Source organism: Janthinobacterium lyxosi (assembly GCF_051380665.1).
Taxonomy (GTDB): Bacteria; Pseudomonadota; Gammaproteobacteria; order Burkholderiales; family Burkholderiaceae_D; genus Janthinobacterium.
In genome coordinates this window covers 110,391-124,217 of sequence record NZ_JBNYXM010000002.1, presented here as the reverse complement: position 1 = coordinate 124,217, position 13,827 = coordinate 110,391, and the positions used below count along the sequence as shown (strand labels likewise).

Sequence of the window (13,827 nt, the reverse complement as noted above, 5' to 3'; positions counted from 1 at the left end):
TTACAAGTAATATTATAACTTTACACTGACTTTCGGTTAGCGTGCGCGCACTTGGCTGATGGCCTTGCCCAGGTCAATCACTGACATGGCATAAAAATAACTTCTGTTGTATTGAGTTATAGCAAAGAAGTTATTGCTTGCCAAGTGATACTCAGTTGCTTCGGAACCATTTTGCAGATCGATCAAGCCGAACAACATGTTCGGGGGCGTGGCCGAGACGGTACTCACGCCGGCCTCCTGCAATTCTTCCAGCCGGTACTTGGCTTGCAAGCCCTGGCCGATGAACTTTTCCCAGGCGTGGCTGGCCGAGACGGTGACGCGATACGTGCTGATGGCCGGGTCATCGCGGCGCCAGCCATGTTCGACGAGGAAATGCGCTACGCTGCCGATGGCGTCGGCGGTGGAATTGCGCAAGTCGATGTGGCTATCGCCATCGAAGTCCACCGCATATTTCATGATGCTGCTGGGCATGAACTGCGGCAGGCCGATGGCGCCCGCATACGAGCCGAGCAGGGTCAGCGGATCGATGCCATCCTTGCGCGCGTACAGCAGCGCGTTTTCCAGTTCCCCCTTGAAAAATTCCATGCGCGCGGCGCGCGTCGGACTTTCCGGATAGGAAAACGCCAAGGTGGTCAGTGCGTCGAGCACGCGGAAACGGCCCGTGTTGCGTCCGTACACGGTTTCCACGCCGATGATGCCGACGATGATCTCGGCCGGCACGCCATATTCGCGCTCGGCGCGCGCCAGCGCTTCGGCGTTCTCTTCCCAGAATTTCACGCCCGCATTGATGCGCACCGGCTCGATGAAGCGGGCGCTGTAGGCTTGCCAGTTCTTCGGCTTGCCCGGCGGGGCCGGCTTCATCAGCTGCACGGTCGACTCGACATAGCGCACCTTGCCGATCAGGGTATCGAGCTCGGCGCGGTCAAAGCCATGCTTGGCGGACATCTCGTCGAGGAAGGCGCGGACTTCTTTCCAGTTGGTATAGTCGACAAATTCGCCTTCGAAGTCGAATTTCGCCGGTGCTTTCTTCGCCGCCGGCTTGCCGGCCACCTTCTTGACGGGCTGGGCCTTGGCCGCGCGCACGGCACGGGCGCGGTCGGCAGCGGAAATATTGCTGTTTTCGCCCGCGTGCGCGGTCGCCAGGCACAGGGGAAGGGAGAGGAGCAGGGACAGGGCGGAGGTTTTGATCGGTAACAAGGAGCGTCTCATCGGCATTGGGTTAACAGGCGGTGCAAGCTGCGCCGCGCGCGGAGTTGTTCGTCTGGGTTGGCATTACCATACTTCATCGCGGCATAGATTGCCAGAAACTGTGCGATGGCGGCGTGCGCCTCGGGCGTGGCCTTGCCTGCGGCCAGCCGGGCAGCATAACCGTGCGGGCCCTCATGCGGCGCACGGCTGTAGCCGCGCCGCGCCTGCTGGCGGCAAAACTGCGCGTATAGGGCATCGAGCGGATCGCCTTGCCGCGCCTGCCGCCAGCAGACCAGTGCGCCGGCCACGGCGGCCAGCAGGGCCAGCACGGCGCAAGCGAGTGCCAGTTTCTTCGCCGGCAAGTTTTTCAAGCCATCGAGCATGGCGCGCTGGCGTTGCGGCGTGGTGTCGACCACCCAGCTGCTCCAGGTGTATTCGGCCTGCTGCCATTGCTGGCGCCACGCGGCAACCGCGCCGTGCGCGCCGCCATCGAGCCCAGCCAGGGCGCGCCACGCCGTCAGCGGCGACGGGGCCGCTGGCAGGGCGGCATCCAGGTTGCGCTCCGTGCGCAGGGGCGCGACGGCGCTGGTGGGATCGACGCGCACCCATCCCCGGCCAGCCAGCCACACTTCGCTCCAGGCATGGGCATCGGACTGGCGCACGCTCAAGCTGTTGTCTGTCCCGTTGCGCAGGCCGCCCTGGTAGCCCGTGACGACGCGCGCGGGAATACCCATGGCGCGCATCAGCACGACGAAGCTGCCCGCGTAATGCTCGCAAAAGCCCGCCTGCGTGATAAACAGGAAGTCGTCGACGCCATGCTTGCCCAGCAGCGGTGGCTGCAAGGTGTAGCGGAAGGGCGCGCGGCGGAAGTGATCGAGCACGGCGGCGATGGCGTCGGCGGGCGTTAGCGCGTGCGCGCCGCGGCCACGCAATGCGCGGGCCCAGGCCACGCTGCGCGGATTGCTGCCCCCGGGCAAGGCCAGCCATGGCTGTTGCTGGGCAAAAGACAGGCCCGCCTGCAGTCGGTAGCGTGGCTGGGAACTGACGCGGTAACGCACGGTCGAAGTAATAGGCTGTATGGTCAGCACTTCCAGCGCGGACGAGACGACATACGGGTTGCCGGGCAAGCGTTCGATGCTGCGCGGCAGGTCGAGTGCGAAGATGCGCCGCTGGCCGCTCGCTTGCAAGGTGACTTCGTAGTGGCTGGGCTGACCTTCCAGGGTGATGTCTATCCGGTTGTCGCCAGCAGGCGCGCGCCGGCCCGCACCCTTGCGCATCCAGGTGGCGCCGTCGTAGTCGCCCAGCACCACGCCGCGCCAATACAGCTGCTCTTGCGGCGGGGGCGGCGTGGAAAAGCGGGCCGTGAAGACGGGCTCGCTTGATAGGGCCAGCGAGGCGATGGCGCCTGGCTGCATGCTGTCGGACAAGCCCGTGCGCGCTTGCGCGCCTTCTGCTGCGGCGCCCCACAGGGGGCCGTCGAGGCGCGGCACGACAAGAAACATCACGGCCGCCAGGGGAATGGCCAGCGCCAGCATGCGTCCCAGCAAGCCTAGCCTTTGCGCCAGGCGCGGCCGCAGCGTGCCGTATTGGGCCGACAGCAGGGCGGCCAGCAGGACGATGACGGTGGCCAGCATCCAGGCGGCGCTGAGGATGCCTTGCGCATGAAAAAAATTCGCCAATAGTAAAAAGAAACTGAGGAAGACGAAGACAAAAATGTCGCGCCGGCCATGCATTTCCAGCGATTTCAAGGCCAGCAGCAGGGCCAGCATGGCCACGCCCGCATCGCGCCCCAGCACGCTGCCATAGCTGGCGTACACGCCGGCGATGCCCAGCAGGGCCAGCGGCACGAGCAGGGCTAGCTGCGGCTGGCGCCGGCCCCGCACGGTAATGACGGCGCGCCACAGCAGCGGTGCGGCTGTCGCTACCGACAACCATGGGGGCAGGTGCAGCGCGTGCGGCGCCAGCACCATGGCGGCAGCCAGCAACAGCAGCAGGATGTCGGCCTTCTCGCGCGGCAAGCCGCTCAGCCAGGCTTTCATGGCATCGCCTGCGCTGGCGGCAAATCGTGCGGCGAACCATGCAGGGCCAGCGCGCGCAGGCAGGCGTCGCGCTGGCTGGCGCCCAGGGCCGGCGCCAAGGTCAGCGCACCCAGGCGCAAGCCATACGGCAGGCCCGTGCATTCCGCCTGCAGCACCCAGGCGGCCAGGCGCGACAGGCGCGTTTCCGGCGTCAGTGCGTGCAGGTCCGCGTGGTCGAGCATAAGGTTGCCATGCGTGCCGTGCGCTGCGCCAGCTGGTGCGTCGGCGCCAGGCTGGAATTGCTTGCTGAATAAATGCTCGCCATCATGGCGGGCGATCTGGCGCCAGGCCAGGCGCTGCAAGGCGTCGCCCGGCTGGTAGGCGCGCACGCCCACCAGTTCCAGGGCGCCGCCGCGCGAGCCTGGCTGCCGGGCTTGCTGTACCGTGCCGGCCAGCCAGGGCAGCGGCGGCGCATTCTGTTCTGGCTGTGGATACACGAGCACGCGCGCCTCGGGCTGCCAATGGCACCAGGCAACAAACAAGCCCAGCGGAAAGCTGCCGGACAGGCGCACGGCTGGCGCATCGCACCAACCCCGTTGCTGCGCCGGCATGCCGATGCTGACCGCCGTTTCCCCGTGGGCGGCGATATCGGCCAGGCTGGGCACTGCCGACGCACCGCTCGCCGCCAGGCTGATCGCATGGCGCGGGCGGGTGCTGCGGTTGATCAGGCGCAAGGTGAAAAAGGCGTGGCTGCCCGCGAACACGGGGCTGCCCGGCGTCGCGGCCAGCGACAGCCCCGCCAGGTTGCGGCTGGTAAACAGCATGTCGGCGATGGCGCAGGCGGCCGCGAAATACGTCAGCGCATAACCCAGGCCCAGGCGGTAATTGACGGCGGCGATCCACAGCGCCAGCAGCAGCGCGGCAAACGCCAGGCCCGCACGCGAGGGACGGATGTGCACGCGCTGCGCGCCCAGCCAGGGGCGCGCCGGCAGCCATGGGATAGTGCTCCAGCGCATGCCGTTCAGACGGGGATGCTCAACAGCAGGTGCTGCAGCAGCGCGCGGCTGTCCGTAGACCCTTGCGCTGCATGCAGGCGGTGGGCGCAGACAGGCAGCAGCACGGCTTGTACATCGTCGGGTGTGACGTGGTCGCGTCCGGCCAGGGCGGCCCAGGCGCGCGCCGCCTGCAACAGGGCCAGCGCGGCGCGCGGGCTGAGGCCATCGGCAAACACGCCGGGCACGCGGGTGGCATGCACGAGGGCCAGCACGTAGTCGACCACGGCGGGCGAGGCGTGGATGGCGTGCAGGCCCGCTTGCGCCTCCAGTAATTCGTCCGCATTCATCACGGCCGGCAAGGTTTGCAGCATGGCGCGGCGGTCGGCGCCCAGCAGCAGCGCCCGTTCGGCGGCCACATCGGGGTAGCCCAGGGTGACGCACATGAGAAAACGGTCGAGCTGCGATTCGGGTAAGGGGAAGGTACCCAGCTGGTGCGCGCAGTTCTGTGTGGCAATGACGAAAAATGGCTGCGGCAGTGCGCGCGTGACGCCATCGAGTGTCACTTGCCGCTCTTCCATCGCTTCGAGCAAGCCCGATTGCGTCTTCGGCGTGGCGCGGTTGATCTCGTCGGCCAGCAGGACTTGCGTGAACAGGGGGCCGGGGTGGAAGATGAAACTGGCGCTGGCGCGGTCATACACGCTCATGCCGGCCACGTCGGCGGGCAGCAGGTCGCTGGTAAATTGCTGGCGCTTCCATTGCAGGCCCAGCGAGATGGCCAATGCATGCGCCAGCGTGGTCTTGCCCACGCCGGGCACGTCTTCGATCAGCAGATGGCCGCCCGCCAGCACACAGGCGAGGGTCTGGCGGATCTGCAAGTGTTTGCCGACGAGAACTTCGCCGATCTGCTGTGCGGCCTGGTGTATTTTCGAAAACATGTTATTTTAATCACATTACGTGAGATTATTTAATTTACAATCGCTTTGGCCAGGTCAAACGGCGCCGCCCGCCAGCTGCGCGCTCGTGGTAGATTAGAGTGACAGCAAAGGCGGCAAGGGCGGCACAGACCAGCCAGTGATTTTATGCGAGAACGCGCCGGGCAGGCAGGAATGCTCTGCAGTGACTGCGGCGCGCATTCCCGGTATGGATAGAGAGCAGAGACAGAGGTAACCAGTACAGCGCATGAGCACAGCCATTTATACCCATCCCGATTGCCAGCGCCACGAAATGGGCGACTGGCACCCTGAATCGCCGGCCCGCTTGCAGGCCATCAATGATCAATTGATACTCGCGCACATCAGCGACCTGGTCGAGCACCGCGACGGCGTGCGCGCGCAATTGTCCGATATCGAGCGCAATCACAGCGCCACGGCCATCGGCCTGGTGCGCGACAATGTGCCGCCGGAGGGCGACTACTATCCGCTCGACGGCGATACTCTGCTCAACGCGCACAGCTACGACGCGGCGCTGGCCGCCGCTGGCTCGGCCGTGACTGCCACCGACGCCGTCATCGATGGCGAGATCAGCAACGCCTTCTGCGCGATCCGCCCGCCCGGCCACCATGCGCGGCCCAGCGAACCCATGGGTTTCTGCCTGTTCAACAATGTCGCCATCGCCGCCAAGCATGCACTCGATGTGCGGGGCCTCGATAGAGTCGCCATCGTCGACTTTGACGTGCACCATGGCAATGGCACGGCCGAATCCGTGGCAAATGATCCACGCATCCTGATGGTGAGTTTTTTCCAGCACCCGTTTTATCCGTACAGCGATGTCGAGTCCTACACGGACACGCGCGTCAACGTGCCCGTGCCGGCCCGCTCGAAGGGCGATGCCGTGCGCCAGCTGGTGCTCGACCACTGGCTGCCCGCGTTGCACCGGCAGCAGCCGCAGATGATTTTCATTTCCGCCGGTTTCGATGCCCACCGCGAAGACGACGTGGGTGGCATGGGCCTGGTGGAGGCCGACTACACGTGGCTGACGCAGCAGATGATGGCAGTGGCCAATCAGTATGGCAAGGGCCGCATCGTCAGCTGCCTCGAAGGGGGGTACAACCTGTCGTCCCTGGGCCGCAGCGTGGCGGCGCATGTGAAGGCGCTGGCGGAGCTGTAATGGTTGAGCTGTAACTACAGCAAGCTGGGGCGGCTGCGGGAATTGGTATGGCGGTGGGTCTGGTAATCGAGTGCGTCGCCGGCCATGAAGCGGCGCCAGGCTTGCGTGTAGACGAGCGATGATTTATCCGCGTCGAAGCTGTCGAGCTGGAGCATGTCGCGGTGGTGCTTGATTTCATTGACCAATTGGTCATACAGCATTTGCAAGCCATAGCTTTCGGCGCTCTGGCGTTTCAGGCGCTCTTCCAGCTGCGTCACTTGCCCCTGCAACTGCCGGCATTCCGTCTTCCAGTCATTGCGCGGCACGCGCTTGGGCGTCTTGCCAGTGTGTTCCATCATCATATTATCGAACTATTCCCATCGCATATCTCCCTGGCGAGAGCCAGCCTGGAAAATAATTGCTTTTCATTTAAGAGGCGATATTAGAGCATACTTTTTTGTTACTTGTAGAAAATATTAAAATCCATGTGGAAATATTTTACCTGGCTTTCCTGACGCGCGTTACTGGCGCTGCGCTTCCTTCAAGGGTGCTGCGAGGGTCGCTCCGGCCATGTTGCCGTCGTCGGCGTACGTCAGGGTCAGCAGGGTATTGTCGTCCCAGTTCAGGTCATGCAGCGGCGGCACGTAGCGCTGGCGGTCTTGCGTGACGCGGATGTCCAGCGTGCGCTCGCCCGAGCGCGCCTGTACGGCCAGCAGCTTGCGAAACACGGGAAACGGCACGTGGATCAGCGACGAGTGGCAGGGCCCGCCTGCCAGGCGGAACAGGTTGCGCCGGACAAAGGGCAGGTCATCTTGCTCGACGGCCCAGCGGATTTCGCATTCCAGGCGCAAGTCGCCCAGGCGGCGCACGTTCTGGGGCAGGCCTGGCGTGTGGATGTCGGCGCGCCAGCGCAGGGTGTCGCGCTTCTTGTTGCTGACCAGGTCGGCATTTGCGTCGTAGGCGGTCTTGTCGCGCGTCAAGGTGAAGCCGCCGTCCGCCGCCAGGGGGACAGGGATAGACAGGTTGTCGGCCGACAGGTGCAAGGTCACGCCATCGAGCCTGGCCTGGGGTGTGGCGGGGATCAGCATGAAGCGCAGCGGCGCGCCCGGCGCCAGGCGCTGGTGGTCGGCATACGCATCGAGTCCCTTGAGCATGGTGCGGTAGGGGCGCAAGTCGGGATCGCGCGTGCCTTGCACGTCGACAACCTGCTGCATTGCCTGGGTGGCCGTGTCGCCAGGCGCCGCTGCTTGTTCCTGGGCCATGGCGGGCAGCAGGCAGGCGCAAAGGGGGGCAAGGAGGAAAAAACGGGGAAGATGCATGGAATGCGTGCCAGGTTGAGCTTGCAATGGGGAAACCGGCCAGGCTGGACGGACTGCGGATCTTATCATTCAAGTAACTGCCAAATTATCACCAATTGTCTCGTCCGCGTCGCACGGCTGGCGCTGGCGGTGGAAAATGGGACGTCGTGGCGGCAACCACGTAAAATAGCGGATTGACTGAACGAACTGAAGGCAAGAGCATGGCGATACAATGGTACCCAGGACACATGAACGCGGCCCGCAAGAAAGCGGCCGAGACCATGGAAAATACCGACCTGGTGATTGAAGTGGTGGACGCGCGCCTGCCGGCAGCCAGTTGCAATCCCATGGTGGACGAGCTGCGCCTGTTCCGCCAGCGCCCTTGCCTGAAGATCCTCAACAAGACCGACTTGGCCGATCCGGCCGCCACTGCCGCCTGGGTGGCCTATTTCAATGCCCAGGAAGGCGTGACCGCGTATGCGATGACGACCAAGAAGCCGGGCGACGTGGCGCGCATTCCGGACCTGGCCAAATCGCTGGCACCGCACCGCGGCGTGCCGACCAAGCCGCTGCGCATCATGATCATGGGCATCCCCAACGTGGGCAAGTCGACCTTGATGAACGCGCTGCTGAAAAAGCGCGTGGCCAAGGTGGGCGACGAGCCGGCCGTGACAAAAATGCAGCAAAAGCTGTACCTGGACAAGAACACCATCCTGGTCGACACGCCCGGCATGCTGTGGCCGAAGATCGCCATCCCCAGCGACGGCCTGATGCTGGCGGCCAGCCACGCCATCGGCTCGAACGCGCTGATCGAAGAGGAAGTGGCCGTGTTCCTGGCCGAGGAATTGCTCAAGCGCTATCCGGACTTGCTGGCGGCCCGCTACGGCACCAAGGTCGATGAAGTCGATGCCATCGGCGTGGTCGAGGGCATTGCCGCCAAGCGCGGTTTCCGCATCAAGGGCGGCGATTACGATTTCGAGAAAGCCTCGCATACCTTGCTGCTCGACTACCGCAGCGGCATCCTGGGACGTATCTCGCTGGAAACGCCCGATACGCGCGCGGCCCTGCTGGCCCTGCACGCGGCCGAGATGGCGGAAAAAGCGGCGAAAGCGGCAGAGATTGCGGCCGAAAAGGCCAGGAATTCTGCGCGCGGCAAGCGCGGCACCTAATTTGGCACCTAAGTTACCGCTTCACTCAGAAAAACGCCGCGACATTGCTGTCGCGGCGTTTTTTTATGGTGCGCCTTCTCCAAACCTGAAACTGCTTACTGCCAGGGCGCCAAAGAAATCCTCCTCGTGATATACCACGTGCGCCGCTTCCTGCTCGGCCGCACCCAGCGCCACCATCAGCGGCAGCAGATGGTCTTCCTGCGGATGGGCCTGGCGCGCGCCCGGCGCGCGGTCCCAGGCCAGCAACTGTGCCAGCCTTTGTGCCGGCGGCAAGGTCATCGCCTGGCGCAGCCAGGCATCGAACTGCTGCGAAGCGACGGCGCCCGCCTGGCCGAACTGGCGCAGGTTATGGTAAGACAGGCCGCTGCCGAGTATCAGCACGCCTTGCCGGCGCAAGCTGGCCAGTGCGCGGCCCGCTTCGACGTGCGTGAGCGGGTCGTAGCCGTGTTTCAGCGACAGCTGCACCAGCGGCATGTCGGCCTGCGGGTAGATGGGGAACAGGGCGCTGAAGGTGCCGTGGTCGAAGCCCCGTTCGTGGTCGAGGCGCGCCGGATGGCCGGCTGCATCGAGCAACTGTTTTACCTGCGCCGCCAGTGCCGGCGCGCCGGGCGCCGGGTACTGGATCTGGTAGGTGTGCGGCGGAAAGCCCGAATAATCGTAGATCATGCCCGGCTGCGCGCTGGCCGAGACGAGAAATTGCGGCCCTTCCCAGTGCGCCGTGACGACCAGCACGGCTTTCGGCCGCACGCCGACCTGGCGCGGGATATCCTGCAGGGACGCTTCGAGCACATCGTAGCGGCCGCCGAACTGGTCTTTCATGAAAGGCCAAGGGCCGCCGCCGTGCGACAGGAAATAGGTGGGGAATGTGTGCTCTTGCATGGCGGCTCCGGAGTGGAATGACTGATGCTATCGATGATACTCATGCGTGGTCAGTTGATCAAGATCGCAATTATTGATGTATCATTTCCATTTTGTTGATGATGGGATGGTCATGGATACCTTGCGCAGCATGCGCGTGTTTCGCGCCGTGGTGGAGCTGGACAGTTTTGTGCGCGCCAGCGAGCGCCTGGATTTATCACCTGCCATGGTCAGCAAGCATGTGATGCACCTGGAACGCCACCTGGGCGCGCGGTTGCTGAACCGCAGCAGCCGTCACCTGAGCCTGACGGAAATCGGCAAGGTGTATTTTGAACAGTGCCGCGACATGCTCGACAATCTTGACGAGGTGGAAGCGACGGTCGGCCGCACGACGGTGGTGCCGCGCGGCATGCTGCGCCTGAGCGCCCCCGTCTGGTTCGCCAACGCCATCTTTACGCGCACCCTGGTGGCTTACCGCGAGCGCTTTCCGGAGGTCACGTTCGATATCGACTTGAGCGGGCGCGTGGTCAACCTGGTGGAAGAGGGTTTCGATCTGGCCTTGCGCGTGAGCCAGGCGCCATCGCCGACCCTGATCGCGCGGCCCATCGGCAGCATCGCCTTTCACCTGGTGGCCGCGCCCGCCTATCTGGCGCGCGCAGGCCAGCCGCACCTGCCGCAAGACCTGGCGCAGCACGCCATGATCAGCTATTCGCTGTTGTCAAACGGCAATGAATTGGCCTTCGACGGCCCGCAGGGCCGCGAGACGGTGAAGTTTGCACCCGTGCTGCAATGCAATAACGAAAGCCTGCTGCACGCCGCCGCCCTCGACGGCATGGGCATCGCCCTGCTGCCATCGTGGCAAACGGATGCGGACTTGGCGGCGGGGCGGCTGGTGCGCCTTTTCGACGGCTACCGGCTGGCGGGCGGCAGTGTGTACGCCGTCTACACGAGCCGCCGCTACCTGTCGTCGAAAGTGCGCACCTTCATCGACTTCCTGGCCGATGAAGGGCGCCTGGGAGCCTGACTAGGCGAGAGAGCGCTTCATGTCGATCAGCGCGAACAGGCGCGCGCCGCGCATCCACGCCAGCACCAGCGTCGCCAGCAGCATCACCACCAGGCCGGCCACGATGGCCAGCGGGCCCGGGGCGGCCAGGTTCAGGCGCGCCACGCCCAGCAGTGCATACAGCGCCAGTCCCAGCGCGGTGATGACGAGGTAGATGGCCAGGCAGGCCAGGGGACGCCGGCGCAGCAAGCCCAGGCCCCGCCACCAGGCCTTGACGGCCGAAGTGCGGCGCCGGTCGACGGCCAGCGCCGCGCGGCCCGCGTCGAGCGTGGCGCAGGCCAGCAGGAAGAGCAGACCCGTCGCCAGCAAGGCCAGGTGACGGGCCAGGTCGGCATCGGCTTCCAGGATGGCCTTGGCCGCGTGCCTGTCGGCCAGTTTCAGCGCGCCGGCGCCGATGGCCAGCGCCACGCCCAGCGGCACGATGCTCCACAGCAGCATGCGCAGCATGCGGCCATATTCGCCGAAGGCGCCCGTCAGCAGGGGGCCGAAACCCAGTGGCGCAGGCGCGCGCGCGGCCGTCACCACCAGGCCGCTCAGCAGTGGCGACAGCAGCAAGGTCAGGACAATGCCGGCGATGGCGGCCTGGCTGATGGCGGCGCCGTTGCGCCCCATATTGGCCACCAGGTCGGCCAGGGTCATCAGGTCGAGCTTGTGCGCCAGGGTTGCCGCATGCACGGCCTGATCGAGGCTGGCGCTCAAGGTGCGCCAGAGGGGAATGACGGCGATGATGGTGGGGATCAGCAGCAGGCCCGCCCACAGCAGCAGCAAGCGCCATTGCAGGGCGGCGCGGCTGGCGCGCGTGGTCAGGGTCAGGCCGCTGGCCCGTGTCGTGGAAGTGGCGCTCATACGATGGCAATCAGGGAAAGAAGGTATTGGAAGGCGGCGGCGAGGTCAAAGCTCCAGCGCCGCGCGGCGGAGGTATCGGCCTTCAGGGTGCGACTGTCATCGAGCTTGTTGACGTCGAGGTAGTGCACGCGGTCGGGATCGAGCTCGGCCGAGACGGCCTTCACGGGCTTGCTCCAGGTGTAGCGCTGCCACAGCTGGGCGTTATCCCATACCACGCGTTCGGAGCTGCCGTCGGCGAATTTCACCAGCAGCACTTGCGGCACGGGCGCGCCGCGGCGGCGCAGGACCACGCTGGTGAGATACGGATAGGGACCCGTGCCGGGCTTGGCGTCCGGGTGCGCCTTGTCCCACGCCTCGCGTACTTTTTTCTCCTCTTTTTCCAGCGTGTCGGCCGTGCGTTCCACGCGCTTGCCGTTCACCAGCGCCATGCCGGCCAGCGGCGTCTGCTCTTCGCTGCTGAAGCTGCCTATGCGGTCGTCGATGTTCGCGCTGGCATAGACTTGCTGCGCGAAGACTTGTTCCACGATGCGCCGCTGGCCCGTCGCCTCGGCCAGCGCTTCGCGCAAGTCGGCTACGCTGGGGTGGCGGAATTTCCACTGTTCGTAATACGCCTTGAAGCCCCGTTCCATGGCTTCGCTGCCGATGCGCGCCTCCAGGTCGCGCATGGTGATGGCCGTGCGGCTGTAGACGGGCCCCACTCCCTGCAGGCGGTCCCAGGCATTCTGGCCCAGAGGATCTGCCGCATCCTGGCGCGGTGCGGCCATGCGCTCGAATTCGAAGACCTTGAAGACGGGATCGAAGCCCAGGCGCTTGAGCAGGGGCGTGGTGGCGTGGATATCCTGGCCGCGCGCGCGCAGCATGCGTTGGTCCCAGTACTCGTTCAAGCCTTCGTCGAGCAGCGGCTCCTCGAACTCGTTCGAGGCCAGGATGCCGTAAAAATAGCCATGGCCGAATTCATGGATGGTGACGAAATCGAGGCCGAATTCGGGTATGGTCTTCGGCTGCAGGTTGGCGTAGCTCGAGGCGGTGATGAAGGTCGGGTATTCCATGCCGCCCGCTTCGGCCGCATTAAACGGCGGGATCACCACCGTCAAGGTCTTGTACGGATACGGGCCCAGGGTGCGCGAGAAATACGTGAGCGAATCCTTGGCCGCCTGCAGCGCCGGCGCCGCGTTGGACGCATACTCGGGCGGGTACAGCACCTTGATGGCCACCGGCGGGCTGCCAGGGCCGCTCCAGCTGCCCGTCAACGGCGGCGCGCTGCGCTTGTCGGCCGTCCAGGCGAAATCGTGCACGTCGCCCTGCACATAGTGATGCGTGAGCATGCCGTCCTTTTCCTGCGGCGCGCCCCGCAGCTCGCCCGTGGCGCCCACCGTGTACTCCTTGGGCACGGTCAGCCTCACGTCATAGTTGCCGAAATCGGCGTAGAACTCCGAATTGAGGTGGAATTCATGCGCATTCCAGCGCGGCGCGGTGGCGCCCCGTTCGCCGGGCAGTTCCAGCACGGCGATCTTCGGGAACCACTGGCCCACCAGGTGGAAGCTGCCGAAATAGCCGGTGCGCGCGATGACGCGCGGCAGCTGGTCGAAGAAGCGGATGTCGAGCGTCGTCTCGGCGCCCGGCGCGACGGCTTGCGGCAAGTCGACGCGCACGACCGTGCGGTCGGTGGCCGGGCCGTTGTCGGGCTGGACGAAATGCCAGGGCGCCTTGGCGCCGTTTTGCGTCATGCTGCGCAGTTCGATGTAGCCCCACTCGCCGTCACGCGTGTCGACGCCCGAGCGGAAGCCTGTATCGAGCTTGCGCTTTTCGGTGAAGAAGGTCGAATGTTCGCCTTCGAATGCGTTCAGGTACAGGTGCAGGTACACGCTGCTGACGGCTTGCGCGCTGCGGTTGCGCCAGCGCAGTTTCTGCTGGCCGGCTATGGTGTGCTTGACGGGGTCGAGCGTTGCTTCGATCTGGTAGTCGACCACGCGGTCCGACAGGGTCGCTTGCGCGCCCGTGCGCGCACCGCCCCAGGCGTTGCTGGCGCTGGGTGTGCTGACGGCGGAGGCGTGCGGCGAAGCCAGGGCAATGCCGTCGGCGGATGGCGCCAGCGGCATGGACGCGCTGGCCGGCTTGCCTTGGCCCGGCTGGGCGAACAGGTCGGCCTGCAGGGCAAGGCCGGCCAGCAGCAGGGCGGCGATGGAAAGGGCTTTGAGCTTGCCCGAGATGGGGAAAAAACCAATGCTGCGGCGCGTGCCGCGGGGACTTGGCGGCCCCTGGCGCGTAGTGCTACGACTTTCCATGCGTGACTCCCACAGTGACTTC

The 13,827-nt window shown here is 65.2% G+C and carries 12 protein-coding genes; 3 read left to right on the top strand and 9 right to left on the bottom strand.

Annotated features, from left to right (window positions below; all coding sequences use genetic code 11):
* Nucleotides 1–36: 36 nt before the first annotated feature.
* The 4 genes from mltB to ACQ4WP_RS02365 are packed head-to-tail and all read right to left on the bottom strand — an operon-like array spanning nucleotide 37 to nucleotide 5,136.
* Nucleotides 37–1,215 carry a lytic murein transglycosylase B gene (gene mltB / locus ACQ4WP_RS02380; protein WP_436518505.1) on the bottom strand — a complete coding sequence of 393 codons (1,179 nt, stop codon included), beginning with the start codon at nucleotides 1,213–1,215 and terminating at the stop codon, nucleotides 37–39.
* On the bottom strand, nucleotides 1,206–3,227 hold the full coding sequence (locus ACQ4WP_RS02375) for a transglutaminase TgpA family protein (protein ID WP_436518504.1): 2,022 nt from the start codon (nucleotides 3,225–3,227) through the stop codon (nucleotides 1,206–1,208). Before ACQ4WP_RS02375 ends, mltB begins: the two co-directional genes overlap by 10 nt.
* Entirely contained in the window at nucleotides 3,224–4,222 is a 999-nt protein-coding gene (locus ACQ4WP_RS02370) for a DUF58 domain-containing protein (protein WP_436518503.1), read from the bottom strand. The genes ACQ4WP_RS02375 and ACQ4WP_RS02370 overlap by 4 nt, the downstream gene beginning before the upstream one ends.
* 5 nt (nucleotides 4,223–4,227) lie before the next feature.
* On the bottom strand, nucleotides 4,228–5,136 hold the full coding sequence (locus tag ACQ4WP_RS02365; protein WP_436518502.1) for an AAA family ATPase: 909 nt from the start codon (nucleotides 5,134–5,136) through the stop codon (nucleotides 4,228–4,230).
* 244 nt (nucleotides 5,137–5,380) lie between these two features.
* On the opposite strand from ACQ4WP_RS02365, the gene ACQ4WP_RS02360 reads away from it, so the two are divergent.
* Nucleotides 5,381–6,307, top strand: a complete 927-nt coding sequence (locus tag ACQ4WP_RS02360; protein WP_436518501.1) for a histone deacetylase family protein — start codon at nucleotides 5,381–5,383, stop codon at nucleotides 6,305–6,307.
* Nucleotides 6,308–6,321: 14 nt separating this feature from the next.
* Here ACQ4WP_RS02360 and ACQ4WP_RS02355 read toward each other — a convergent pair whose 3' ends face one another.
* Together ACQ4WP_RS02355 and ACQ4WP_RS02350 are read right to left on the bottom strand one after the other, a co-directional pair.
* The gene (locus ACQ4WP_RS02355) at nucleotides 6,322–6,645 is read right to left on the bottom strand and encodes a hypothetical protein (protein WP_436518500.1); all 324 of its coding nucleotides are present in this window, start codon (nucleotides 6,643–6,645) and stop codon (nucleotides 6,322–6,324) included.
* 162 nt (nucleotides 6,646–6,807) lie between these two features.
* Nucleotides 6,808–7,605, bottom strand: a complete 798-nt coding sequence (locus ACQ4WP_RS02350; protein WP_436518499.1) for a hypothetical protein — start codon at nucleotides 7,603–7,605, stop codon at nucleotides 6,808–6,810.
* Nucleotides 7,606–7,805: 200 nt separating this feature from the next.
* On the opposite strand from ACQ4WP_RS02350, the gene ylqF reads away from it, so the two are divergent.
* The gene (ylqF, locus tag ACQ4WP_RS02345; protein ID WP_436518498.1) at nucleotides 7,806–8,753 is read left to right on the top strand and encodes a ribosome biogenesis GTPase YlqF; all 948 of its coding nucleotides are present in this window, start codon (nucleotides 7,806–7,808) and stop codon (nucleotides 8,751–8,753) included.
* Between the two features lie 63 nt (nucleotides 8,754–8,816).
* Here the strand turns inward: ylqF and ACQ4WP_RS02340 are convergent, their stop codons facing one another.
* A complete protein-coding gene (locus ACQ4WP_RS02340) occupies nucleotides 8,817–9,632 on the bottom strand; it encodes a DODA-type extradiol aromatic ring-opening family dioxygenase (RefSeq protein ID WP_436518497.1) in 816 nt (271 codons plus the stop codon).
* Nucleotides 9,633–9,744: 112 nt separating this feature from the next.
* On the opposite strand from ACQ4WP_RS02340, the gene ACQ4WP_RS02335 reads away from it, so the two are divergent.
* Entirely contained in the window at nucleotides 9,745–10,635 is an 891-nt protein-coding gene (locus tag ACQ4WP_RS02335) for a LysR family transcriptional regulator (RefSeq protein WP_436518496.1), read from the top strand.
* Here the strand turns inward: ACQ4WP_RS02335 and ACQ4WP_RS02330 are convergent, their stop codons facing one another.
* Nucleotides 10,636–11,520, bottom strand: a complete 885-nt coding sequence (locus ACQ4WP_RS02330; RefSeq protein ID WP_436518495.1) for a hypothetical protein — start codon at nucleotides 11,518–11,520, stop codon at nucleotides 10,636–10,638.
* Nucleotides 11,517–13,805, bottom strand: coding sequence for a M1 family metallopeptidase (locus ACQ4WP_RS02325; protein WP_436518494.1), 2,289 nt, complete (start codon nucleotides 13,803–13,805; stop codon nucleotides 11,517–11,519). Before ACQ4WP_RS02325 ends, ACQ4WP_RS02330 begins: the two co-directional genes overlap by 4 nt.
* Between the last annotated feature and the right edge of the window lie 22 nt (nucleotides 13,806–13,827).

Bases quoted from the DNA above. Each gene is read 5' to 3' on its own strand.
- ACQ4WP_RS02375 (WP_436518504.1), bottom strand. From the start codon at position 3,227: ATGAAAGCCTGGCTGAGCGGCTTGCCGCGCGAGAAGGCCGACATCCTG.
- mltB (WP_436518505.1), bottom strand. From the start codon at position 1,215: ATGCCGATGAGACGCTCCTTGTTACCGATCAAAACCTCCGCCCTGTCC.
- ACQ4WP_RS02325 (WP_436518494.1), bottom strand. From the start codon at position 13,805: ATGGAAAGTCGTAGCACTACGCGCCAGGGGCCGCCAAGTCCCCGCGGC.
- ACQ4WP_RS02340 (WP_436518497.1), bottom strand. From the start codon at position 9,632: ATGCAAGAGCACACATTCCCCACCTATTTCCTGTCGCACGGCGGCGGC.
- ACQ4WP_RS02330 (WP_436518495.1), bottom strand. From the start codon at position 11,520: ATGAGCGCCACTTCCACGACACGGGCCAGCGGCCTGACCCTGACCACG.
- ACQ4WP_RS02360 (WP_436518501.1), top strand. From the start codon at position 5,381: ATGAGCACAGCCATTTATACCCATCCCGATTGCCAGCGCCACGAAATG.
- ACQ4WP_RS02365 (WP_436518502.1), bottom strand. From the start codon at position 5,136: ATGTTTTCGAAAATACACCAGGCCGCACAGCAGATCGGCGAAGTTCTC.
- ylqF (WP_436518498.1), top strand. From the start codon at position 7,806: ATGGCGATACAATGGTACCCAGGACACATGAACGCGGCCCGCAAGAAA.
- ACQ4WP_RS02350 (WP_436518499.1), bottom strand. From the start codon at position 7,605: ATGCATCTTCCCCGTTTTTTCCTCCTTGCCCCCCTTTGCGCCTGCCTG.
- ACQ4WP_RS02355 (WP_436518500.1), bottom strand. From the start codon at position 6,645: ATGATGGAACACACTGGCAAGACGCCCAAGCGCGTGCCGCGCAATGAC.
- ACQ4WP_RS02335 (WP_436518496.1), top strand. From the start codon at position 9,745: ATGGATACCTTGCGCAGCATGCGCGTGTTTCGCGCCGTGGTGGAGCTG.
- ACQ4WP_RS02370 (WP_436518503.1), bottom strand. From the start codon at position 4,222: ATGCGCTGGAGCACTATCCCATGGCTGCCGGCGCGCCCCTGGCTGGGC.